Source organism: Caenimonas sp. SL110 (assembly GCF_001044395.1).
In the GTDB taxonomy this organism is placed as follows: domain Bacteria; phylum Pseudomonadota; class Gammaproteobacteria; order Burkholderiales; family Burkholderiaceae_C; genus Ramlibacter.
In genome coordinates, this window is the sequence record NZ_JANU01000007.1 from 76723 (window position 1) to 102115 (window position 25393).

The 25393-nt window shown below is 62.8% G+C and carries 10 protein-coding genes and 1 tRNA gene; 9 read left to right on the forward strand and 2 right to left on the reverse strand.

Going from position 1 to position 25393, the window contains the following annotated elements; translation table 11 throughout:
- Nucleotides 1–213: 213 nt before the first annotated feature.
- The 8 genes from AQ12_RS05215 (at nucleotide 214) to AQ12_RS05250 (ending at nucleotide 23076) form a co-directional block, all read left to right on the forward strand.
- Entirely contained in the window at nucleotides 214–3186 is a 2973-nt protein-coding gene (locus tag AQ12_RS05215) for a DEAD/DEAH box helicase (protein ID WP_048438815.1), read from the forward strand.
- A gap of 1 nt (nucleotide 3187) precedes the next feature.
- Complete coding sequence (locus AQ12_RS05220; RefSeq protein WP_048438816.1) at nucleotides 3188–8281, forward strand: N-6 DNA methylase; 5094 nt, start codon at nucleotides 3188–3190, stop codon at nucleotides 8279–8281.
- A gap of 104 nt (nucleotides 8282–8385) precedes the next feature.
- Nucleotides 8386–9129, forward strand: coding sequence for a hypothetical protein (locus AQ12_RS05225; RefSeq protein ID WP_152682681.1), 744 nt, complete (start codon nucleotides 8386–8388; stop codon nucleotides 9127–9129).
- A gap of 82 nt (nucleotides 9130–9211) precedes the next feature.
- The gene (locus tag AQ12_RS05230) at nucleotides 9212–12622 is read left to right on the forward strand and encodes a hypothetical protein (RefSeq protein ID WP_152682682.1); all 3411 of its coding nucleotides are present in this window, start codon (nucleotides 9212–9214) and stop codon (nucleotides 12620–12622) included.
- Nucleotides 12619–13449 carry a hypothetical protein gene (locus AQ12_RS05235; protein ID WP_238587654.1) on the forward strand — a complete coding sequence of 277 codons (831 nt, stop codon included), beginning with the start codon at nucleotides 12619–12621 and terminating at the stop codon, nucleotides 13447–13449. Before AQ12_RS05230 ends, AQ12_RS05235 begins: the two co-directional genes overlap by 4 nt.
- A gap of 97 nt (nucleotides 13450–13546) precedes the next feature.
- Nucleotides 13547–19975 carry a DEAD/DEAH box helicase gene (locus tag AQ12_RS05240; protein ID WP_048438819.1) on the forward strand — a complete coding sequence of 2143 codons (6429 nt, stop codon included), beginning with the start codon at nucleotides 13547–13549 and terminating at the stop codon, nucleotides 19973–19975.
- A 4-nt stretch (nucleotides 19976–19979) separates the two neighbouring features.
- Nucleotides 19980–22079 (forward strand): UvrD-helicase domain-containing protein, encoded by a 2100-nt coding sequence (locus tag AQ12_RS05245; RefSeq protein WP_048438820.1) that lies wholly within the window; start codon nucleotides 19980–19982, stop codon nucleotides 22077–22079.
- A gap of 31 nt (nucleotides 22080–22110) precedes the next feature.
- Nucleotides 22111–23076, forward strand: a complete 966-nt coding sequence (locus AQ12_RS05250) for a hypothetical protein (RefSeq protein WP_048438821.1) — start codon at nucleotides 22111–22113, stop codon at nucleotides 23074–23076.
- Between the two features lie 320 nt (nucleotides 23077–23396).
- On the opposite strand, the gene AQ12_RS05255 is transcribed toward AQ12_RS05250, so the two are convergent.
- Together AQ12_RS05255 and AQ12_RS05260 are read right to left on the reverse strand one after the other, a co-directional pair.
- A tRNA-His gene (locus tag AQ12_RS05255) sits at nucleotides 23397–23472 on the reverse strand.
- A 27-nt stretch (nucleotides 23473–23499) separates the two neighbouring features.
- On the reverse strand, nucleotides 23500–24474 hold the full coding sequence (locus tag AQ12_RS05260; RefSeq protein WP_048438822.1) for an NADPH:quinone oxidoreductase family protein: 975 nt from the start codon (nucleotides 24472–24474) through the stop codon (nucleotides 23500–23502).
- Between the two features lie 110 nt (nucleotides 24475–24584).
- On the opposite strand from AQ12_RS05260, the gene surE reads away from it, so the two are divergent.
- Nucleotides 24585–25337, forward strand: coding sequence for a 5'/3'-nucleotidase SurE (gene surE / locus AQ12_RS05265; RefSeq protein ID WP_048438823.1), 753 nt, complete (start codon nucleotides 24585–24587; stop codon nucleotides 25335–25337).
- The last annotated feature ends 56 nt before the right edge of the window (nucleotides 25338–25393 follow it).

A 25393-nucleotide genomic window follows, 5' to 3' on the forward strand; every position in this document is an offset into this window, starting at 1 on the left:
TCTCGATTTCTTCGGTAGAGTCGGGCATCGCCAGTCCTGTTCAGGTTCCGTGGGTCGGGCATCAGGATTGGTTGTGGTGGATCGAATGAGTGAGGAGTGGGAGTCAATGCGTATCAAGCATCCGATGAGCGATGGAAGTCGACGTCGTCCGACGGCGCGGCAACTGATGGCGCACATGTTCCTCGTCCTGCACGTCTTCGATTGCTAAGGCGCATGCTGGCCTTCGCTCCCGGCACCCGTGCTGTCATTCGCGACGAAGAATGGCTCATTCGTCGCGTCGACCCGGCTACCGACGGCGGTTGGCTGCTCACGTGTGACGGCATTTCCGACCTCGTTCGAGGCAAGGATGCGCTTTTCCTCACCGAGCTTGAGGACCAGATTGAAGTTCTGGACCCGTCGGCCACGAAACTGGTGCCGGACGACAGCCCGACTTACAACGCGTCGCTGCTGTACCTGGAAAGCCTGCGCCGACGCAGCGTCGCCAATGACGAGAAGATCCACCTGGGCCACCGGGCGGTGATGAATCTGGTGCCCTATCAGCTCGACCCCGCGCTGCAGGCCCTACGTCAACCGCGTTCGCGCATCCTCATCGCAGACGCTGTCGGTCTGGGCAAAACGTTGGAGGCCGGCGTGCTCGCCACCGAGCTGATCCAGCGCGGCCGTGGCAAGCGCATCCTCGTCGTCACGCAGAAGGCCATGCTCACCCAGTTCCAGAAGGAGTGGTGGAGCCGCTTCTCGATCCCACTGGTGCGGTTGGACTCTGTCGGCTTGGCTCGGGTGCGCAATCGCATCCCGGCCAACCACAACCCGTTCAACTACTTCGATCGCAGCATCATCTCGATCGACACGCTCAAGAGCAATCTTGAGTACCGCAACTATCTGGAAAACGCGTGGTGGGATGTCATCGTCATTGACGAGTGCCACAACGTCGCCGCTCGGGCCGGTGAGACCGGCCTGTCAAGGCGTGCACGCCTGGCCAAGTTGTTGGCCACCCGTTCCGACACGCTGATCCTGCTGTCGGCCACACCCCATGACGGCTCTGCGCGCAGCTTCGCGTCGCTGATGAGTCTGCTGGACCCGACAGCGATTTCCGATCCCGACGACTACACGCCGGAGGACTTTCGCAGCAAGGGCCTGGTCATCCGGCGCTTCAAGAAGGACATTCGCGATCAGGTCGCGGGCGAGTTCCGGGAGCGCAAGACAACATGCCTGCACCAGGCGGCGTCGGCCCTGGAGGAAGCGGCCTACCGCGCCTTGCTCGATGTGGCTTTCACGCAGGGCGGCCAGCACAAGGCCGGCCGCCAGCAGGAGCTTCAGCGCATCGGCCTTCAGAAGGGTTTGTTTTCCAGCCCAGCCGCTGCGCTGGAGTCGACGGTAAAGCGCATTCAGCTGCTGTCCGCGAAGAGCGGCCAGTCCGGCGACGAGCGCACTGAGGTGTCTGGCCTGCAGGTGCTTCAAGAGGCACTGCAAGCGCTGGTGAATGACCCCGGTGCCAAGAGCTTTAGCAAGTACCAGCGGCTGCTAACCCAGTTGAGGGCCGCAGATTTTGGCTGGCAGGTTGACGAAGCTTCCGACCGGCTGGTGATCTTTTCCGAGCGTATTGAAACGCTGAACTGGCTGGCTCATCAGCTCGGCGCCGACTTGAAGTTGAAGAAGGGCCAGCTTGAGGTCCTGCACGGCGGCATGTCAGACACGCAGCAGCAGGACCTGGTCGAGCGCTTCGGTCGTCTCGACGATCCGCTGCGCGTGCTGCTCTGCTCCGACGTGGCCAGCGAAGGCTTGAACCTGCACTACTTCTGCCACCGGCTGGTGCACTTCGATCTGCCCTGGTCGCTGATGGTCTTCCAGCAGCGCAATGGGCGGGTAGATCGCTATGGCCAGAAGCACCAACCGCACATCGTCTACCTCTTCACCGAGACGGTGAACGAGCGCATCAAGGGCGACTTGCGCATTCTTGAAATCCTGGAGAAGAAGGACGAGCAGGCCAACTTCAACTTGGGTGATCCGTCGGCCTTCCTGAACGTCTACGACCCCGACAAGGAAACTGAGAAGGTCACCGGTTTCATGGCCGACAGCTTCAGCCCCGAGCAGGTTGAAGCCACTTTGGACAAGGCCGCCGCGAGCACCAGCGATAATGAAGCCGACTTCCTGATGCAGCTGTTTGGCGGCAAAGCGGGCGACACCACGGCAGCCCCTCAACCTGCGCCAGTCAGCAGCACTTCGCAGATTGACGAACCCGCGTCGCTGTTCAGCGGTGATTTCCACTACGCCAAGACCGCGCTGACCCAACTGAACCAGGGTCAGTCGCTGTGCCAATGGGTGGCACACGATGCCGATAGCATCATCGCCTTGACTGCGCCGCGTGACCTGCAAGAGCGCCTGCGTCAGCTCCCGCGTGAGGTGCAGGCCGACAACGACTTCTACTCCCTGTGCGCCGACGCCAACCGCATGGCCACCGCCATCGAAGCCGCCCGCCAGGCTCGCGCAGAACAAGACACGTGGCCGCAGCTTCACTACCTGTGGCCCCAGCATCCCATCATGGATTGGCTGGGCGACCGCGTGCTCACGCACTTCGGTCGTCACCGGGCGCCGCTGCTGCAAAGCCCAAAGCTGCAGCCCGGTGAGCAGGCCTTCATCTTGATGAGCCTGGTGCCCAACCGCAAGGGCCAGCCCCTGCTGGTGGAATGGCAGGTGGCACACCGTGTCGTCGGCGCCGCTGGCGCCGGCGCCTTTGCGCTGGAGCCTTTCGACAGCTTTGCACAACGCGCCGGCCTTAAGGCCGGCAAGGTGCCCAACCGAGGCCACAGTGCCGAACTGGTGTTGGCCACGCAAGCCATGCAATCTGCTCTGCCGCAGGCGGTGACCACGATGCACGACTTCATGCTGAAGCAGCAGTCGGCGTTTGCCTCCCGACTGGAAGAGCGTCTTCAAGGGACGATGGACGAGTTGCAGCGCCTTCAAGCCAGCCAGTTGAAACAGCTGACCCTGGAACTGGAGCGACAGCTTGAAACCGTCAAGCGGGGCCGTTACGAGCAGCGCAGCCAGCAGATCGCCCGAGTCTTCGACGACTACCGGCAGTGGGTGCACGACACGTTGACCACCGAGCCCCAACCCTGGATCCAGGTGCTGGCCGCTGTGTGCCATCCCGTTGCATCCAACCCCGCCGCTGGCGCCGCAGGAGCCTGACATGCCCGTCCTCGACGCCGTTCAAACCTTCGCTGGCATCGCCAACGAAAACGAGTTCTACAGCCACCACTACCTGGCCGAAGTCTTCAAGGGCGACATCAAGGCCCGGCTCGACGCCTGGGAAGCGGCGGAGGCCGAACACCCTGGCGACGAAGCGCACCGCGCTCCCCATAAGCGACTTCAGGCCTGGGCGCAAAAGTGGTTTGGACTGCGAGGCCAGGTGCAGCGTAGCCGAGCGGCTGCCGATGGCGATACCGAACGCTGGCACCTCTTCACGCAAATCCAGGCCGGCCTGATGCAGGCGCTGGGCTTCGACGCGCCGGCCACGCAACCTGCGCAGCACGAGTGGGTGCCCGGTCAACCCATTCCGGTGTGGCAGGTGCAAGGCGCCAAGCTGGTGGCGATTCCGGCCTACCAGCCGGGCGCCGAAAACGAAGACCTGCTCGACCACAAGCTGCAGGCTCTGCACTACGGTGGCGAGCCCGTCCCAAGCGCACTTCACAACGAAGCCTGGGCCGACATGCTGTCCGGCGCCGTCTTCGGCGCCGAGGCCCCACCGCGCTACGTGTTGCTGGCGGGCCTGGACCACTGGCTGCTGCTGGACCGCTACAAGTGGCCCAACAACCGAGCGCTGCGTTTCGACTGGGCCGACATCCTTGACCGCAAGGACACCGACACGCTCAAGGCCTGCGCCGCATTGCTGCACAAGGACTGCCTCGCCCCGGGCGAGGGCAACAGCCTGCTGCAGAGCCTGGACGAAAACGCGCACAAGCACGCCTTCGGCGTCAGCGAAGACCTGAAGTTCGCGCTGCGCAAGGCCATCGAGCTGCTGGGCAACGAGGCCGCTCGCCAACTGGACGAGCAGGCCAGCGGCAGCAAGAAGAGCGTGTACTCCGGCCAGTACAAGCTCGACCCGGCGGAACTCAGTTTGGAATGCCTGCGCATGGTGTACCGGCTGTTGTTCATGTTCTATATCGAGGCACGCCCTGAACTGGGTTACGTGCCCATCGCCAAGAGCGAGGTCTATCTCAAGGGCTACAGCCTGGAAAGCCTGCGCGACCTGGAGATGCAGCCGCTCAACACGCCGCACGCACGCGACGGCTTCTATTTCGACGCCACGCTGCGCCGCCTGTTCAAGCTGGTGTCCCAGGGCTGCGGTCTCGGCGAGCCCGCGCAAACCCAGTTGGGCAGCACGGTGGCTGGCGCGAAAGACACCTTCGCCATGGCACCGCTGGACAGCCGGCTGTTCGACGACAGCACGTTGCCACTTTTGGCCAAGGTGCGCTTCCCCAACCATGTGTGGCAAGACATCGTCCGCCTGATGTCGCTGACCCGAGGGCAGGGCAAGGGTCGGCGCAGTGGGCGGGTCAGCTACCAGCTGCTGTCCATCAACCAGCTGGGCGCGGTGTACGAGGCGCTACTCAGTTACCGCGGATTCTTCGCAGCCGAAGACCTGTACGAGGTGAAACCGGCTCCCAAGAAGGGTCGTGGAGGCGACGTTGACGCCGATGGTGACGATGACGACGCCGATGACGCCGATGACGCGCCCACCGGCCGCCGGGGCCGCGCCCCAGGCGACTCGGAAGCCGACAAGCTGGAAAACGCCTGGTTCGTGCCAGCCACTCGCCTGAGCGAGTACCACGAAGACGAGCGAGTCTTCGATGTTAACGAGGCCGGCCACCGCGTGCTGCGCAAGCACGTCAAGGGCAGTTTCATCTACCGCCTGGCCGGCCGCGACCGGCAGAAGAGCGCCAGCTACTACACGCCTCAGGTGCTGACGCAATGCCTGGTGAAGTACGCGCTGAAAGAGCTGCTGAACAGCGACCGGGTGAAGAGGGCCGACGACATCCTGACCATCACGGTGTGTGAGCCCGCCATGGGCAGCGCCGCGTTCTTGAACGAAGCCGTCAACCAGCTGGCCGATGCCTATCTGGAACGCAAGCAGGCCGAGCTGGGCAAGCGCATCCCGCACGACGAGTACCCACAGGAACTGCAGAAGGTTCGCATGGTGCTGGCCGACCGCAACGTGTTCGGCGTGGACTTGAACCCGGTGGCGGTGGAACTGGCCGAGGTGTCGTTGTGGCTGAATGCCATCTATGGCGAGGCAGATGGACAAGGCCGCCCATTGCCGGCGCGTGTGCCCTGGTTTGGCTACCAGCTGTTTGCAGGCAACAGCCTGATCGGTGCTCGGGCTCAGGTCTTCCCACCGGGCAAGCTGCTCAAGGGCGCCAAGCCCGCTTGGCATGAAGAGCCGCCGCGCCGCGTCACCCGCGCCCAGCCGCGCAAGGCCGACGAGATCTGGCATTTCCTGCTGCCCGACCCCGGCATGGCCGACTATGCCGACAAGGACGCTAAGAAGCTCTACGCCGACGACTTCGAGCGCCTGAAGAAATGGCGCAAGGCCTTCAACGCGCCGCTCGCGCATCACGAGATAGCACGCCTTCAGCAACTCAGCACGAAGGTGCAGGAACTGTGGGACGAGCACACCAAGGCCCTGGTACGCGACCGCGCCCGCACGGAAGATCCGATCGACGTGTGGCCGCACCGCAAAGCCTCTCGTGATGCCGCGGCCGATACTGCGCAAGTCGTCGTCAGCCGTGCCCAGAAGGAGGCAATCCGCCGCCAGGGCCTGCTGAACGAAGACGGCGACCTGGCCACGCCATTCCGCCGGCTGAAGCTGGTGATGGACTACTGGTGCGCGCTGTGGTTCTGGCCTATCACGCAGAGCAATACGCTGCCCAGCCGCGAAGCCTGGTGGATGGAGGTGGGCGCCATCTTGGAAGGCAATGTGGTGGACATTGCGCAGCAGCCCGAGCTGGACTTACAGCCTACGGCGCCGGTGGCGGCGCAGGTGCTGGTGCCTGAAGTGCAGCCAACGTTTGAGGGCTTCGAGACCCAGCTGCCGCTATCCCAGGCGACCGAGCAGCCCAACCTACACGACAAGTTCGGCCAACTGCGTATCAGCCGACTTCGCGAGCACTTTCCGCGAGTGCCGGTGGTGGAGGCCCTTGCCTCTAGCCGACGCTTCATGCACTGGGAGCTTTGCTTCGCCGACCTATTTGCCAATCGCGGCGGATTCGACCTCATCGTGGGAAATCCTCCGTGGCTGAAGGTCCAATGGAACGAAGCCGGCGTGCTCGGCGAGTTCAACCCCATGTTTGCTATTCGCAACTTCAGCGCTACGGATTTGGCCATGCTGCGTGCCGAGGCCTTCGGTGGATATCAGGGGCTGCAAGCTGCTTGGACGAACGAGCTGGAGGAGGCCGAAGGCGTGCAGCGGTTCTTAAATGCGGTACAGAACTATCCGCTGCTTGCCGGCATGAAGGCGAATTTGTACAAGTGCTTTATGCCAAAGGCTTGGGCTCTAACGAGTCCAACCGGTGTGGCGGCGCTCTTGCACCCCGAGGGTCCTTTTGAGGACCCCAATGGCGGCACGCTGCGGGAGGCTGTGTATGCGAGGCTTCGATCGCACTTCCAGTTTCAGAATCAGATGATGCTCTTTCCGATCGGGGACAGGGTGAAGTTCAGCATCAACATCTACGGTTCGGCAAAAGCCGAGGCTGGATTTGACAATCTAGCAAATCTCTTCACACCTGCGTCTGTCGATGCCTGTTATCTACACGATGGCGCTGGATTGACAGGCGGCATCAAGAATGAGAAAGGAGAGTGGAATACTGTCGGGCATGCGCAGCGCATCGTACGCGTCGATGATGCATCACTGACCGTATTTGCCAAGCTCTACGACGAAGCCGGTACGCCACCGCATCGCGCTCGCCTCCCAGTCCTTCATGCACAGACTCTCAGTAGCGTCTTGTCAAAGTTAGCGGGCTGGCCACGCCGTCTAGTCGACCTCGGAGAAGACTACTTCGCGACGCAGCACTGGAACGAAAAGCTGCAGCAGGATGATGGAACAATTTCGCGTCGCCCCACAAGCGAGCCCGGGTTTCCGGACTCGCCAGCCGACTTGGTCCTGAGCGGACCACACTTCTTCTTGGCAAATCCGCTGAACAAGACTCCTGATCAAGTGAGCGTCACACGAGGGCAGTACAGCGGCCTAGCCTTGGAAGAATTGCCGCCCGACTATCTTCCAAGAACCAACTACAAGCCTAGTTCGAATGCGCCTGAGTATTTGCGTCGGACGCCACGGGTAGGTTGGATCGATGCCAATGCAGTTGCACCGAAGCCGGTTACTCACTATTTCCGGCTCATCAATAGAGAGATGGTTGTTCCGGCAAACGAGCGTACTTACATCAGCGCGCTGATCCCACCCGGAGTCAGTCACCTAAATACTATTCTCGCGCACGCGTTTCGAAGGGAGGAAGACCTATGTGGCGCATTGGCGTGGTCGCATTCGGTTCTTGCCGACTTCCGAGTCAAATCGACTGGTATGGGGCATGCAAACACGACTCTTGTAGACCAACTACCCATCCCTATGGAGTGGCACACAACTGCAGTCGCCCGAGCACTGACACTCAACTGCTTGACCTCGCACTATGCGCCGCTCTGGGAAGGCGTTTACGACTCTGCCTTCGCGGACCAATCTTGGAGCCAGCCAAGTAACCCGCGCCTGCCACAAGACTTCTGGCTCGGCGTCACCAGCACTTGGACGCGCCAATGCGCCCTGCGTGGCGACTACGCTCGTCGCATGGCTCTGGTCGAGATCGACGTGCTAGTGGCGCAGGCGTTGAGCCTCACGCTTGATGAGCTGCTGCTGATCTACCGCGTGCAGTTTCCGGTGATGCAGGGCTACGAGCGCGACACTTGGTATGACATCAACGGTCGCATCATTTTCACTAGTAGCAAGGGCCTGGTCGGCGTCGGCATGCCGCGCAAGGGCGCTGCCAAGACGCCGAAGACCCGCATCCGCACGCCGGATGGCAAAGTGCGTGAAGGCACCCTGGGCTGGGAAGACCTCTACAAGGACGGCGAGTGGCTGGTGCCCGACGGCACCGTCATCACCCAGTGGGTAACCGACGACACGCTGCCGGGCGGCCCGCGCACCGTGGAACGCCGCTACGTCGCCCCGTTCGCACGTGCCAACCGCGAAGAGGACTACCGCATCGCGTGGGCGTTCTTCGAAGCGGAGTCGCCATGACACCGAGCTTCCGCCACTTGGCACGCGAATCTGTGGATCGTGCTCGTGCAGAACTCGCCAGCGGCGACAGGGCACGCTTGAAGTTTGCTGCGCTTGAGCTTCGCATGGCCATCGAGTCGGTGACCTACGAGCGAGCGCAGTCCTACCGCGACGAGATTCCGCAGGCTGAGTACCGCACGTGGCAGCCCAAGAAGGTGATGCAGCTGCTCGTCGACATCGAGCCGCGTGCCGACAAGGGGGGAATCATCGCCTACGGCATCGAAGAGGTGCCGGGTGTCGCCGCGAAGGAGATGACTTCACTTGGCGCGGAGCAGGTATTTGGCCTGCGTGCGATCAAGGCCCACTACGACGCGCTGGGGTCGTACCTTCACATGCCCACGTTGAAGCAGCTGGAAGACGTGGGACAGCCGGATTTGGCCAAGCTGCACGATCGGTGCTTGACCATCATCGGGTTGCTCGACGGCGTGCTGTCCTCACCCGTCTTCAATATCAACTTCGGCTCCTTCAGTTCGATCGAGTGCATGAACCCCGACTGCCGGAAGACCGTGCGGCGGCGCATTCCAACAGGGCAGAGCGCGCTGTCGGCGGCTTGTCTGGATTGCGGGATGGACTACAAGCTGTCAGTGGACGCGGATGGCCAGTGCGTATGGCGTCCGGTTCTCGAAGAGGTCCCGTGCCCAGGTCCGTCATGCGAAGTGGTGTTCAAGATACTGCCTGGCGAACTCAAGGCCGGTAGGCGCCTGGTGTGCCACGCCTGCGGTGGCCGATTCCAGATCGGTTTGGCCCTGTTCTCTGATGAGGCGTCGGCTGTGGCGGACCCGGCGACACAGGTCCAGGGCACACCATGAGCGGAAGCGACTTTGACCTGGATCGCATCGCAAGAGTCACCTTGACCTCGACAACGCGTCGACGGTGCTGCGGATGCCCTTGATGCGCACTCTTCGCCTGGTCAGAGACTTGTTTCGTACTCCGTGGTCCGTCCGCACGGTTGCGTGCCGCGACGAGGCCGCGTGGTTCGCGCAGAACAACTGCAGGCGCCGCCTGGCGCTGTCAAGGCTGGAACGGGATCTGCTGTTCGCAGGCGAACATCCTTTGCGGCTTGCCTTCTCGCTGCTGGCGTTGCAGATCGCTCTGCTAGTTTTGGTGGCACTGCTCCCGCAGGATTGGCTCGACCCCGCCTGGTTCAATTGGGCGGCCGCCGAACAGCTGACGCACTTCTCTACGGTGTGGACCATCCAGGCGACGCTGGCTGCACTGGTCTACCCGATCGTGATCTCCTTCGTTGCCGTCTACCTGCAACGCAGGCCAGCAGCGGAGGCCTTCATTCACCTCTACATGCTCGATTCTGGCGGGCTTGCAGCGGGTCTGTCTTCGCTGGGCTTGGTTGTTGTGATGGGCGTCCAGTACCTGATGTTGAGCACATGGGGAACGGCATGGCTTCCAGGCTGGGCGGCAATCGACACCGCCTGGTTCGTCCTCAATGCCGCGCTGACGACGTTCTTCCTGTTCCGAACGGTGGAGTTTCTCCGGCCAGAGGTGCAGGCCAGGGTCATCCAGCGCTACACCGTCAACGTGGCGCTGCCCAGAGACGTACAGCGCTTGAACTCATTTCAAGTGTTGGCCGGTGGCATTGCCAAGGGCTGGTTTCCGGTGCCGTCATATGGGGACGACAAGGCACCGGAAGGACCGCGCATGCTGATTGGCAGGGGGTTCCGGGAAGGTGATGTCCAGGGCGAACTGCGCCTGCAGACGCAAGCTCGATTGGTGGACGTTCGCATCTGGGTTGTCAGGCTGGTCGTCGAAGCCTGGTACCGCAGTGCACTGACATCGCCTCGGCCTGACAAGCCGGAAGCGTTTGGTGTCAACGAGTCCTGGCCGTTGTTCACGTTGCCGATGAGTCCGGGCACGGTCTACGAAAGCAATTTGTCTCTTGCCATGGTGGCGGACGGCCCGAAGCTTTCACCCTGGCAGCGCTGGCTGCTGCGCTGGTCGGTGGTGTTGCAGCCGACATCCCGAGAGAGGTATGGCATCCGGGTTGAAGCCATCCTTGGTGAGTTGGCCGCCGATGCGCGAAACATGGCAGCCAGGCCCGACAACGAAGGGTTCGAGCGCGCCTATAGCGCGCTGATCGACTTGCACGGACTGCTGCTGGCGGCCTGCCTCGACAAGACGGAGACCGGAGAGCAAGGCAGCTGGGCGTTGCTACCCGATTCGCAAAGCATCTTTGACCGACCCCTGCACACGAACTGGAGCAACGTCTATCGCGGCATCTTCGAGGCTGCGATTGAGGGCATGGTCCGAGACACCCGGCCACTGCGTCGCTTGTGCCACCTTCTGCAGCATCTTGATGACGACGAGCTTCGCGCATCGCCCGTCGAGATTCGGGAACACCTGCTGCATATGCCACCGCTGATGATGTTTCAGCTCAGCAACTGGTGGGCCTTCAGGGTCGAAGAGCAGGGGATCATCGAGCACAGTCACAAGCAGATGGTGCTGCTGCGGCCGCCGCTCAATCGTGTCTATGAGGAGGTGCTCTCCACCTTCGTTGCGGGATGGGAGAACGGGCGGCCCGACAAGCCTCGGCGAAATCGAGACGCGCATGCGTTGGACTGGGCAACATTGCCAGGTTTGGCACGTCTGAACTGCAAGCACATCGAAGAGACGGCACGGATGCTGCTCGCGGCCGTGTTGCGCGGAGATCAGGCTGCCGCCGAATGGTTGGCTGACGTGCTCAGCAAGTGGTGGGGCACGTTGGCCTTCGATCACGAGCCGTACCAGCTCTACGACAAGACGACGTTCATCACCATTGACGATCTCGGGCTGGCTTGGTCTGCGTTCTGCACGAAGTTTGGCCTGGACGCCGACGATGCTGCGTCGCAGGAGCGATTGAGGCCAGTACTGCAGCAGGGGGCCTTTCAAGCTGCCCTGCGAAACTACTGGACAGATGTGCGCTTGCTGACCATCGAGCTGATGCTCGACTGGGTCCGAGCCGTGCCGGCAGCATCCGCGAGCAGTTCGCTGGCGTTCGAGATCGCCGCCGGGCTTTTGTCCGGTAAGCAGTGGAAGAGCGGCGGCCAGGCTGACGACTCGCTCAGCACCTTGTCGCCGCCCGAGTACCTGGTTGCAAAGGTGCGCCAGTTCGCGGCATCCGGCGAATGGCGTGGCGGGTATGTGGGGCGCTTGGACGGGTTCGTAGAACGCGTGAGAGACATGCACAGGCCCAACATGGTCAGCTCGCGTGTGTACTCCTCCTGGGGCGCCGACGATGTGGAGTCGCTCCAGGATTCCCAGCTGGAGCTGCTTGCTGTTCTCGCCAATGGAGCGTGGGGCTTGCCTCGCTCGCTGCAGCGGCAACTGGATGTCTGGTTTGATGCCCGCTTTGATCAGTACAGCAGCATTGACATTCTTCGTGGCCGTCTGAAGAGCTGGCTTGAACGGTTGGACGCGCAGCCTGGCCTGTCGGTTGAGCACATCGACCTCATGAAGGCGCGCGTCAAGCCCGGAGTGCCGGCGCAGACGGCCATCGACCATGTGAAGGCTGGCCTTCTTGCGGCCCAGCAGGCGTTGGAGGATCGGCGTGAAGAGACACTGGCCGCTCAGCCGATTGACCCCGATCGACTTCTGGAGATAGGGCGGTATGCATCTACCGAGGCGTTCAGCAAGGAGAAGGGTCGCTTCCCGATCCACCTGTTCCCGATCGGAAGCACGGCCGAGAACTTGGAGGACTTCACGCTTACCTTCACACAGGTGCGTCGCGGCGAGCTGACACAGCTGCAGATGGACCAACGGGCCGTGAACGAGGCGGAGTACTTCGCCGATGCCATGGCCCAGCAGGTTGCCATCGTCGTACTGAACGATGTCCTGCACCGATCGGATATCAAGGAAATCGCGGTCCAGGACGGCGATGCCTACTGGAAGGCGTTGCAGGCGCAGGCCGGCCTCATCGTGGCGAAGGGCGGCACGCCAATCCTTCTGCTGGACAACGCCACCCGCCCCGATTGGGTGTGGGACTGGCAGCACGCGGATTTCGATGCCACGCACAAGCGGCCCGAGGATCTCCAGGTCAGGCGACGTGAAGGGCAAGGCGCCGGGTACCTGTGTGACTTCAACGAGATCGAGGTCTACGTCGCACCGCTGCCGATTGGTCAGTCGATCTTGCTATCGAGTGAGGTGTTTCGCGCCCTGACGTTCACCGACTACGGTGAGGGTCGGTTTGTACGGGTTGAGGTGGTTGAGCTCGAAGGCGCCAAGAACTTGGTTGACCTCAAACTCACATTCGCGCGACGAGTGGAGATCGGTGAGCCCAGGGCAGTCAGGCTGGCGTATGCACAAGGCAAATGAGTGGTGCCGTGGCGGATCTCGTGTGGCAGCGATGGCGGCTGCCCCAGGATGCACGTCGTGACGACCGACGATCTGATCAGGGAGGTTCGAACGTGAGCGGCAGCTATTTCGATCCGGACTGGGCGGCAAAGGTCACCGTGCCGGTCAAGCGTGTAGGCGACCGCTGGGAGTTCTTCTACGGCGGCGATGTGCCTGTGAAAGAGGGCACGCTGGGGGAGTTGACGCTCAGCGCCGAGCAGATCACCGACGAGCGTTTTCGCTTGCGGGTGACGCAGGAACTCACGGTCAAGATCCTCGATGAAGAAACTCCGCTGTTGGTGGCGCTGAGCGACCGCAGCACCAACGGGAGCCTGGCCGGTCCCTGGCCGAAGCCGTATCCGTCGAAGGTGCCGGTGGGCACCACCCGCTTCGCGCAGATCCGCCTCGGACCGTTGAAGAAGAAGATCCCCGAAGATGAGTCGCTGGACCCCGAGCTCACCCGGGGTGGTCTATTCCTCAAACTCACAGGCCTGGAGCGATGTGAACTGCATGGCAGCACGGTGTTGATGCCCGAAGGGTTTTCGCAACCGACGGCCACAAGCCTGAACCACGCGTTCACGCTGCTTTCTCAGGCGCACGAGAAGCACCGCATATCGAACACCGGCAACGTGTACACCCGCGTCTTCTACGAAGATCGCGACAAGCGCTGGTACCCACTCGATGACTTGCGCATGGGCGTGAAGGCCGTTGGCGAGCGCCATTTGCTGCACGGGCTCTGGGCGGAAGTTGAGCAGAAGCTAGGGTGGCGGCCGACACCGGTGGCCGATCGTTCGCGTCGGCGGAAATAGAAGAAGCAGTGGAGCGGCAACATGAAGTCTGAGACGTACAGCCCTGGGTGGACATTGATCGTGTTTTCACCTGCATTCGCCTGACGGCGCACCCACCATGTTGCCCTCCCTTCTCGCGCGTGACATTCAGCAAGGCCTGAAGCAATTCCTCGTGTCCGGCTTCGAGCCGGCCGACGCCTTCATGCACGGCCTGATGAGCCGGTTTGTGGAGGAAGAGTCGGCGTGGCTGAAGGGGCCGTATGTGCAAGTGGGCCTGCCGTTCGTGACCGGCTCGGCCGGTCGCAAGTTTTTCCAGACCTTCGAGACCGAGCACCCTGGCTATGGCCATCAGGAACAGGCGTGGAAGCGACTTTCCAGCCAGCACCTGGCGGTCAGCACGCTGGTGGCAACGGGCACTGGCAGCGGCAAGACCGAGTGCTTCCTGTTCCCGGTGATGGACCACTGCGCACGTGAACGCGCGGCGGGCAAGGCCGGCATCAAGGCCTTGGTGATCTACCCCATGAATGCGCTGGCCACCGACCAGGCACGTCGCATGGCCGCCCTCGTGGCCCAGGTGCCGGCATTCAACGGCCTGCGCGTGGGCCTGTATGTGGGCGGCACCGCCGGCAAGCCGGGCGAGGGCATGGTGATGACGCCCACTGGCGTGATCACCGACCGCGACACGCTGCGCAAGCACCCGCCCGACATCTTGCTGACCAACTACAAGATGTTGGACTACCTGATGTTGCGGCCCAGGGACCGGCAGCTTTGGGCGAACAACACCCCCACCACGCTGCGCTACGTGGTGGTGGACGAGTTGCACACCTTTGACGGCGCCCAGGGCACGGACCTGGCCTTGCTGCTGCGCCGCCTGCGTGCCCGCCTGAAGGCGGACAAGGACCATCTGATCTGCGCAGGTACGTCGGCCACGCTGGGTGGCTCGTCCGACACGGCGCCGTTGCGTGAGTACGCGAGGCAGATATTCGGCGTGCCGTTCGCGGCGGATTCCGTGGTCACCGAAAACCGGCTGACCGTGGACGCCTTCCTGGGCGACGCGACGGTCGACCATATGTTCATCTGGCAGCCCGAACTGGACGCAGCGCTGGCGCCGGCGCCCTATGCCACACCGCAGGCAGCGGTGCGCGCATGGTTCGCAGTGTTCTTTCCGGGGCTGAAGCAGCCCGCCGACGAAGCAGAAGTGGTCACGCAGGCCTGGCGCCTCGCGCTGGCGGAACACCTGAAGCGGCATCAGCTGTTCGTGAACCTGCTTCGGCTGATGAAGAGTGGCGTGGTGGGCTACGACGCCCTGACCGAGGCTTTCGCGCGGAACATGCCGGCCGCCGGCCGGCCACAGGTGGCCCGGGTGCTGGACGCGCTGCTGGTGCTGGTGGCCTGGGCGCTGCGCGACGGCAAGCAGCCTCTGGTGACGCTGCGTGTGCAACTGTGGGTGCGCGAGCTGAGGCGCATGGTGGGCAAGCTGGCGTGCGACCCCAAGGACGTTTGCCTTCGCAGTGAGCGTGACCTGCCCGGCGAGCGCGATGGCGTGTACCTGCCGATGGTCCAGTGCAGCCAGTGCCGCACGACTGGGTGGTTGTCTCGGCTGGTGCAGGGCAGCAACAAGCTCTCCACCCAGCTGGACGAGATCTACAACACTTGGTTCTCGCGTCGGCCCGAGGCAGCGCGGCTGTACGCCGCGCAAAGTGTCGGCCGCCCGCACGTGGACGGCGTGAACCAGCACGTGTGCGTGGCCTGCGGCAATGTTCAGCACTCGGGATCTGAGAGCGGGGCAGCGTGTCTGGCCTGCGCGCACCAAGAACTATTGCCGGTGTTCCGCGTCACGGCGCAACGTACCGTGGTGGTGGGCAATGCCCAGTACACGCGCCATGACGACACCTGCCCGAGTTGCGGCGAGCGTGACGAACTGCTGCTGTTGGGTGCCCGCAATGCGACGCTGGGCTCACAGGTGGTGGAAGCCAGTTGGGCCAGCGTCTTCAACGACGACAAGAAGCTGATCGCGTTTTCCGATTCGGTTCAGGATGCCGCGCACCGGGCCGGTTTCTTCGGTGCCCGCACCTGGCTGAACAACGTGCGCACCGCGTGGGCCCATGTGCTGGACGAGCTGAACGTTACCCGCATGCCATGGCCCCAACTGCTTGCGCTGGCTGAGAAGCGCTTCGACGAGCCGGCATCGCTGCTGCACATGTCGCAGGAACGACTGGTGTCGGAGTTCCTGGCGCCCAACATGACCTGGCAGCACGACTGGTCAGTGGAGCTGATGCAGCATGGGCAACTGCCGGCCACCACTCGCCTGCCGGCCAAGGTGAAGAAGCGCCTGCTGTGGCAGCTGTTCAGTGACCTGACCTACCAGAGCCAGCGCGGCCGGACGCTGGAGCGCATCGGCAAGGTGACGCTCTCCGTGCCCTGGGCGCGGGTGCAAGAAGTGGCCGAAACCTTGCTGCCGAAGTTCCGCGAGCAGTTCGGTGCCCAGGGTCTGGACTTGCCGGTGCTGACGCAGTGGCTGTGGGGCACGCTCGCGCACATGCGCCGCCGTGGCGGCGTGATGCATGCCGAGACGGCGGCCTATGCCGCCGACGGAAATGTGTGGCTGCTGGCCAAGGGCGGCGGGCGAGCCGAATGGATGCCGAAGATGGGCGAGTACACGCCCCGGCCAGTGCTGCTGACATTGGGAAAGCATCGCGACTTCGACAAGCTGGCGGGCAACTCACGCCCCACCTGGTACGACCGATGGGCCGCTGCGGCGCTGGGGCGTCAGACGCTGCTGGCCAAGGGCATGACTGCGGACCTGTACCACGCGGCCTTCGATGCGCTGGTCACTGCGGGCGTGTTGGTGCGAACCGTGCACCACCTGGGCGACACGTTGGCGCTGAATCCTGATGCCTTGCAGGTGGACACCGAAGTGGCTTTCGTGGCCACGGCCGGCAACAAGCGGCGTCTGGCAGTTCCACGGCAGGATGCCGAGTTCCTTCTGGACATGCCGTGTTTGGACGCAGTGGAATCCGAGTACGAGCAACTGATCCCGGAGGCCGCCGATTGGTGGTCACGCCGCTTCAGTCATGGCGATCTGCGTCGCGTGATCGCGGCCGAACACACTGGCCTTCTGGATCGCCAGGAGCGCGAGGCGCTGGAACTGCGCTTCAAGAACAAGTTGCCGAAGCCATGGTTCGAGAACCTGCTCTCCGCAACGCCGACGCTGGAAATGGGTGTGGACATCGGCGACCTGTCGTCGGTGCTGTTGTGCTCGGTGCCGCCCAACCAGGCCAGCTTTCTGCAGCGGATGGGCCGCGCAGGGCGCCGCGACGGCAACGCCATGACGACGACGCTGGCCGACGGGAACAGCCCGCACGACCTGTACTTCTTTGCCGAGACCGAGGAAATGATTTCGGGCGAGGTGGCGCCACCTGGCGTGTTCTTGCAGGCGGCCGAAGTCCTACGGCGGCAGCTGTTCGCGTTCTGCATGGACGACTGGGTGTCCAACCTGACCAGCGCCACTGCCTTGCCAGAGAAGACATCGCAGGCACTGGATGCGATGGAGCAGGCCAAGCTCGATCGCTTTCCGTACATCCTGGCCGACCATGTGCTGAAGCACGAGCAGCGCCTGTTCGATGGGTTCATGGCGCTGTTGGACAAGGACGTGGACGAGGTGGTCCGTGGCCGGCTGTGGGACTACATGCAAGGTCAGGGCGAGACCGACGGCCTGCGTACGCGCCTGATGAAATCACTGGAAGAACTGGTGGAGGAGCGTCGCAACTACAAGAAGCGTAAGGACGAACTCGACAAAGCCAAGGCCAAGGCGCAGCAGAAGCCGCAGGACGAGGCGACCAAGGACGAGATCGACAACCTGCTGCGCGAGCGCGACAAGATGCTGGAGCTAATCAAGGAGATCAACGCCCGTGACCTGTTGAACACGTTGACCGATGCGGGCCTGATCCCGAACTACGCGTTCCCGGAGTCGGGCATTCAGCTCAAGTCGGTGCTGTGGCGCAAACGCGGTGCTGACGAACCTGGGCAGGGCGCCTATGTGACGCTGGCGACCCAGAAATACGAACGGCCTGCGCAGTCGGCGTTGTCGGAGTTCGCGCCTGAAAACCGCTTCTATGCGAATCAGCGCCGCGTGGAGGTGGACCAGATCAACATGAATCTGGCAAAGACCGAAGACTGGCGCTTCTGCCCCAGTTGCCACCACATGCAGAACCTGGCCATCGAGCCGGACGTGTACCCGACTTGCCCGAACTGCGGCGACCCGATGTGGTCAGACGGGGGCCAACGGCGTGTGTTGCTTCGCTTCCGCCAAGCCATCGCCAACAGCAACGACACAGACGTTCGCATCGACGACAGTTCAGAAGACCGCGAGCCGAAGTACTACGTGCGGCAGCTGATGGCGGACTTTCAGCCGGCGAGCATTCGCGAGGCCTGGCAGACTCCGACTGGGGGCACGCCCTTCGGCTTCGAGTTCATTTCGCGAGTCACCTTCCGCGACGTGAACTTCGGCGAGTTGGCAAAGCCGGGCGATGCCTTCAAGGTGGCCGACAAGGAGTCGCAACGTCCCGGCTTCAGCCTTTGCCGCTACTGCGGCAAGGTTCAGAAGCCAGCACGTCGAGGCGGGCCGGTGGCAGAGCAGAACCACAGCTTCGACTGTGCCAAGCACGGTAGCGATGACCCGGCGAACCTGCTGGACTGTTTGTACCTCTACCGTGAGTTCGAGTCAGAGGCGCTGCGCATCCTGGTGCCGTACACAAAAAACGGCGTGGAAGAAGCGGTCGTCCAGTCCTTCATGGCAGCCGTGCAGCTGGGGCTGAAGCGGCGCTTCGGCGGCAAGGTCGATCATCTGCGCATGGTGCTGCAGGATGAGCCCGGCAAGGAAGGTGGGCCGCGCAAGCACTACGTGATGCTGTATGACTCGGTGCCTGGCGGAACGGGCTATCTCCATCAGCTGCTGGCACACGACGCGAAGACGCTGGCCGACGTGCTGGACATGTCGTTGAAGGCGCTGACCACTTGCTCATGCAACCAGGACCCGGAAAAGGATGGCTGCTACCGCTGCCTATACCAGTACCGCCTGGGCCGCAGCATGGGGCTGGTGTCACGCGACAACGCCAAGGCGGTGCTGACCGATCTGGTCGGGTCCTTGGGCGCCTTGGAGCGTGTGAAGACCATCTCCGACATCTACATCAACCCGAACTTCGATTCGGTGTTGGAGGCGCGGTTCATTGAGAGCCTGAAGAAGCTCAGCGGCGTGGGTGGTTTGCCTGCAGTGAAGTTGGTTCAGGATGTGGTCAACGGGAAATCTGGCTACCTGCTGGAGGTGGGCGCCCAGCGCTACCGCGTGGAGCCGCAAGCTGAACTCAATGGCGATCATGGTGTGGTGGTACCGAGCAAGCCCGACTTCGTCATCTGGCCCTGGGCGGCTGGCTCAAAGCGTCGACCGGTGGCGGTGTTCTGCGATGGCTGGGCGTATCACAAGGACTGCATGCGCGACGATGCCCTGAAGCGCAGTGCCATCGTGGCCAGCGGTGGGTACTGGGTGTGGTCGGTGACACATCAGGATGTTGCGGCTGCGTTGGCGGTGAATTTGGATACCGACCTGGAGTCGCCATTGGTGGCGATGTCCAGGCACGAAGGCGCCAAGGCTCCAGACACGGTGCCGCGGGCGCAGGAGAAGGCGTTCACGCACCATGGCGTCGCGCGGCTTCTGCAGTGGTTAGCGATTGGGTCGGACGGCGGCGACACGGATCCCGCCGTAGAGAACATGCAGCGCAACGCCGCGTGGCTTGAGTTTCTGATGATCCCGAACACGCCGGACGACAAGGCCGTTTGTGATGGTCAGCGGGCGCACTGGCTGCCAAGGCTACCGCTGTACATACGCGAACCCGGCGCCGGTTATGCGCCGGTGATGTCCCGCGCCAACGGACCGGCTGCGATCGTTGGCTGGTGGGCCATGGCGCTGGCGAAGGGGCTTCCGATTCCGGGCGCATGGTTGTCTCCAGGCGCCGTCGTAATTGATGAGCCGGCGGCAACTGACGCGGATGGCCTGCACCGCGGTTGGAGGCGGTGGCTGCAGCTCTACAACACAGCGCAGTTCATCCCGGGCGTGCTGATGGCCACGTCATCAGGCTTGGATGCCCACGACTACGAAAGTCTTGGCGCCATGGGTGGCGGAGCGCAGGCGCCTGGCAAGCCGCAAGGGCATGCTGGGCTCAGCGCTGCCTGGCAGGCCGTGTTGGAACAGACGCTCTCGGAGCTGGAGGGAGGCTTGAAGTCATTGGCCTTTGCGGGTGGCACGCCGCCCGAGGTGGGTACGGAGCTGGCCGACGAAAAGGGCAAGGTTCTTGCCGATGCCGAACTGACTTGGGTGGATCAGAAGCTGGCCCTGCTGCGGTCTGACCAGGCGGACTTGGCTGATGCGTGGCAGGCAGCGGGATGGACCGCGCAGGTGCTGGATGACAAGCTGGCCACGGTTCAGGGGCAGCCTTGGACGGTGGTCGTGGCGGGTGGGCTCGGCCTGACGCTGAAGAACGAAGGGGAATGACGCCGTGAGTCTCAAACCAAAAGTAGCTTTGTCGCAGGACTTCCTGCTGCAACTCGCCAAGTTGCCCTCTGCCATCCAATCGAAGGTGATGAAGTGGGCGATCCAGTTCCAGTCGGACCCGACGAGTCCCGGCATCAACTACGAGAACATCAATGCGGCGCGTGATTCGAACCTGAAGTCAGTTCGCTTGGATCGCGACTGGCGGGGCATCGTATTCAAGCCGAGCAGCGGGGATGTCTACGTCCTGCTGTACGTCGACCATCATGACGAAGCCTACCGCTGGGCGGAGAAGCGCAGGCTGGCCATCAACCCGGTGACCGGCGCGATGCAGATGGTGGTGGTTGAAAGCGTCATCGAGGCGGCGCCCGTTGCGCCTTCCAAGGTGAACGGCGAGCCAGCACCGGCGGTGGAAGTGGCTTCGAAGCCGACATTTGCAGATCTGAGCGACCACGAGCTATTGAGCCTCGGGGTACCCGAAGACTCCCTGCCCGCAGTTCGAGTTCTGGCGTCGGACGACCAGCTTGACGGCATGCAGACGATGCTGCCCGTGGAAGCCTACGAGGGCCTGTTCCTCGTGGCGGCTGGTGATACCGTGAGCCAAGTGCTGGCGTCCAGGGAAACCCGTGTGGATCGGCCCGTGGACACGGCAGACTTTGCGACCGCGCTGGCGACGCCGGAGTCGCAGTCGCGGTTCGTCATCGTCGACGACGACGAGGCCATGCTGGCCATCATGAATGCGCCGCTCGCCCAATGGCGGGTCTTCCTCCACCCGACGCAGCGAAAACTCGCCACTGGCGACCGCAGCGGCCCTGTGCGCGTACTTGGCGGCGCCGGCACCGGGAAAACTGTGCTGGCGATGCATCGCGCGAAGTGGCTGGCCGAGAACCGAACGCCCGACGGCAAGAAGGTGCTGTTCACGACCTTCACCCGCAACCTGGCGGGTGACATCGAGCAGAACCTGAAGACACTGTGCGGCGCAAGCACGCTGGCAAAGCTGCAGGTACGCAACCTCGACGCGTGGGTGCATGGCTTCATGCGGGCGCAGAAGCTGGAACATCGAATCGTCTACGACCGCAGGCAAGACGCTGCGCTGCAAGCCTGGCAGGCGGCCATGGCCGTGCGCGACACCAAGCTGGTGCTGCCCGACGATTTCTACGAGCAGGAGTTGGAACAGGTCATCCTGGCCCAGGGCATCACGACGCTGGACGAATACCGCATTGCACGCCGTACCGGGCGCTCCAGCGTGTTGAGCCGTGGGAAGCGGGATGCAGTCTGGGTGGTTTTCGAGGAATACCGCGGCCAATTGTCCTCCCGCAAACTCAAAGAGGTGGACGATGCGTACCGCGAGGTGGCTGGAATGTTGCTTGCCAGTCAGGGCAAGGAAGCCGAGTACAGCGCGATCGTCATCGACGAAACCCAAGACTTCGGACCACAGGCGCTGAAGCTTCTGCGCGCCATGACTCCGCACGGTGCCAACGACTTGTTCTTCGTCGGCGACGGTCATCAGCGTATCTACAGCCGCAACCGTGCCGCGATGAGCAAGTGTGGCATCGACATCCGTGGTCGCTCGAAGAAGCTGTACCTCAACTATCGAACCACCGACGAGATCCGTCGCCACGCGGTTGCCCTGCTTGAAGGTTGCGAGGTCGACGACCTCGACGACGGCCATGACGAGACCAAGCGGTACAAGTCGCTGTCCCATGGGCCGGCACCGATCGTTCTGACAGTCGATGGCCTGGAGGCGGCTTCCCAGAAGACCATTGAGTTCATCAGTGGATGGCGGGCGACACGCCAGGACGGATCGTCACCTTCGTTCTGCGTGATTGCTTCGAGCGAGAAGCACCGCGAGGCGATGTCGCGCCAACTGCTGGCCGCAGGACTGGCCTGCGTGACCATCTCTGCGCAAAGCAACCACCCAGACAGCCGCGATGTCGTGCACCTTGCCACCATGCACCGCGCCAAGGGGCTGGAGTTTGACGTGGTTGTTGTCGTCGCCCCGAGCGCGTACTTCGGCGACCCCCAGGAGACCCAGAACCAGCGCAAGCTGCTCTACGTGGCATTGACGCGGGCCAAGCAGGGTGCGCTGATGCTTCGGATTCCGTGAGGCCGACTCATCAGCCGATCTCAGGATCAACATGTTCGGAATCACTGATTTGAAACCCAGCAGACCGTTAGATGGGAATTTCGTCGCTTGCCCTGTGCTCGGCTGTCAAGTGGAAGTGCCCGTCCAGCATCGCACGTTCAAAGCTAAGCCCACGTTCCTCTGTCCCGCTCACCGCATCTACATCGGTCGCTCGACCTTCGAATACCAGAGTGACAACGACAATCTGCTCTGGACCTCGGCCGCCGGCTTGGCGCTGCTCGCGCGAATCGAAGGCGTCAAGCGCGAGAGCCGAATGGCCCGTGAGCGCAGCGAAGACGCGCTGTCATGGAACGTATTCAGACACCTGGAGTTGAGCGGGCGACTAGGCTCGTGGGTGGCATCCCTGACCGGCGCAGCTGCTGTCGCCCCGCGAATTCACTACTGGTCATTCGACGACCTTACCGGCGCCACTTGGGAGCCCCTTGCCAGGGCGCGCGGTGCGTTTGGTGAAGTTGACGGCCGCGGATCAGAGCCGGATCTGATCATCAGTACTGCCGACACTCACATCTGGGTCGAGGCCAAGTTCGGATCGACGAACAACACGCGGCCCAGTGACGAGGGTGGTGCCGAAGCTCGGTACACCGAAGGTGCAGCGAACTGGTACGCGAGGGCGGTGAAGTCGCCCTTTCAGGCAGTTGCTATCCACCACCGCAGGTACGAGCTATTGCGGCTTTGGCTGCTGGGGAGCTGGGTGGCGGCCCAGGACGGCAAGCGGTTCGAACTGGTGAACCTGGTGCGCCACGGCTCGGAGGAGGGCGTCCTGGCCTTCGCGAAGGAGCATTTCGAGCAGTCGCCGACCCGCCGGATGCACCGCGTCACGTGGGAGTCGGTGTGTGCGTTTATTTCGTCGGCGGACGGGCGGACGCCCGAGGACGACGCCCTTTTGGGCTATATGCGGGATAAAACTCTCGGCTACAGCCCTGCCGGCAAAATCGTCCGCGCGTTTGCGGTCGACTGAAGGCCAAAAATCGTCCTACATCCGCCTTTACATCGCCGTCATAAAGGGAGAAGGACTTAGCCAGTTTTGCTTGAGCTGCTGGCCGTTCCACCTTGAATTGCTCGCCGTGCCAGCCACGCGGCTTCTAATTGACGTGCATAGGTGCCCATCTAAGTTAGATGGACAGCATCTTCCATGTCTCACCCACGCACCTCAAGGTGGGACGGCCAGCCGCACGGATGACTGGTACAAGAACCCGTACTTGGCTACATGGTGGCTACATTGCAACATGATGAAAAAAGCCTGCTATCGTTTAAATAGCAGGCTTTCTTTAAGCTGTATGGGGTGGCTGATGGGGCTCGAACCCACGACAACAGGAATCACAATCCTGGACTCTACCAACTGAGCTACAGCCACCGTAGAGGCCGCAATTATAGCGGTCAATCAGTTGACCATCACCAGCTTTCCTTTGACTCCGCGCGAACCCATGTGTGCATAAGCCGCCTTGAGCTCGGCCATGGGCATGGTGCGATCGATCACCGGCTTCACCTTGCCCTGGGCGTACCACTGCGCCAGCTCGGCCATCATGGCCGCATTGGCTTTGGGTTCGCGCCTGGCGAAATCGCCCCAGAACACCCCGACGATGGAAGCCCCTTTGAGCAGCGCCAGGTTGAGCGGCAGTGACGGGATGGGTCCCGACGCGAAGCCGACCACCAGGTAGCGCCCGCGCCATGCGATGGAGCGAAATGCCGGCTCGGCGAAGTCGCCGCCCACCGGGTCGTAGATCACGTCCGGGCCTTTGCCATCGGTGGCGGCCTTCACGGCCTCGCGCAGGTTCTCTTTGGTGTAGTTGATGGTCGCGTCGGCACCGATCGACTTGCACAGTTCGCATTTTTCATCGGTGGAAGCTGCCGCGATCACGCGCGCACCCATCGCCTTGGCGATCTGGATCGCTGACGTTCCGACGCCGCCTGCAGCGCCCAGCACCAGCACTGTTTCGCCGGCCTTCAGCTGCGCACGATCGACCAGCGCGTGATGCGACGTTGCATAGATCATGATGAAGGCGGCCGCATCGACGTGAGGAAAGCCGGGCGGCAGCGGCATGCACAGGGCCGCCGGCGCGATGGTGTGGGTGCCGAAGCCGCCCGTGCCCGAGAGGCAGGCGACGTTTTGCCCGACCTTCAGGTGCGTCACGCCTTCGCCGACCGCAGCCACCACGCCCGCGTATTCCGAACCCGGCACAAAGGGCAGGGCGGGCTTCATCTGGTACTTGTTCTGGACGATGAGCAAATCGGGAAAGTTCAGGCTCGCGGCCTTGATTTCGATCAGGGCCTCGCCGGCTTTCGGTGTGGGTGTCGGCATTTCCTTCCACTGCAGCGCATCGACGCCGATGGGGTTTTCGCAAATCCAGGCTTGCATGTTCGTGTTCCTCGTTTCGGGTTGGCGTGATGATAGGGCGGTGGCGCCACCGGCTGATGTCCCTGTAGTGACGCCGCGCGCCTACAATCTTTTTGCACCTCCCACCGCCAATGAAAATACTCCTTTCCAACGACGACGGTTACCAGGCACCGGGCATCGTCGCCCTGTACGAAGCGATCAAGGACCTGTGCGATGTCGAGGTCATCGCGCCCGAACACAACAACAGCGCCAAGTCGAACGCCCTCACGCTGCATTCGCCGCTCTACGTCAAGGAAGCCGCCAATGGTTTTCGCTATGTGAACGGCACACCTGCGGACTGCGTGCACATCGCCCTGACCGGTGTGCTTGGCTACAGGCCGGACCTCGTGGTGAGCGGCATCAACAACGGCGCCAACATGGGCGACGACACGATCTATTCGGGCACCGTTGGCGCAGCGATGGAAGGCTATCTGTTCGGTGTGCCGGCGATTGCTTTTTCGCAGGTCGAAAAAGGCTGGGGTCACCTGGATGCAGCGGCCCGCAAGGCGCGCGATCTCGTGCAGCGGGTGCTTGAAAAGCACCTGGCCGAAAGCAGCCCGTGGCTCTTGAATGTGAACATTCCCAACCGCGCCTACGATGAGATCAAGCCGGCTCGCGTGTGCAGGCTCGGTCGCCGGCATGCCGCTGAAAAAATCATCTCGCAGACCAGTCCCCATGGCGAAACGATGTACTGGATTGGCGGGGCAGGCCCGGCCAAGGACGACGCGCAGGGCACCGATTTTCACGCGACCACCCTGGGCCACATGGCGATCACACCCTTGAAGGTGGACCTGACCGATCATGAACGTCTGTCGGCCTGGGCCGACGCGGTGGTGCGACCGTGAATTCGCGCCGCCCGGGTTTTCCGGCGCGCTTGCCGACAGGCTTCACGGCGCCCTCG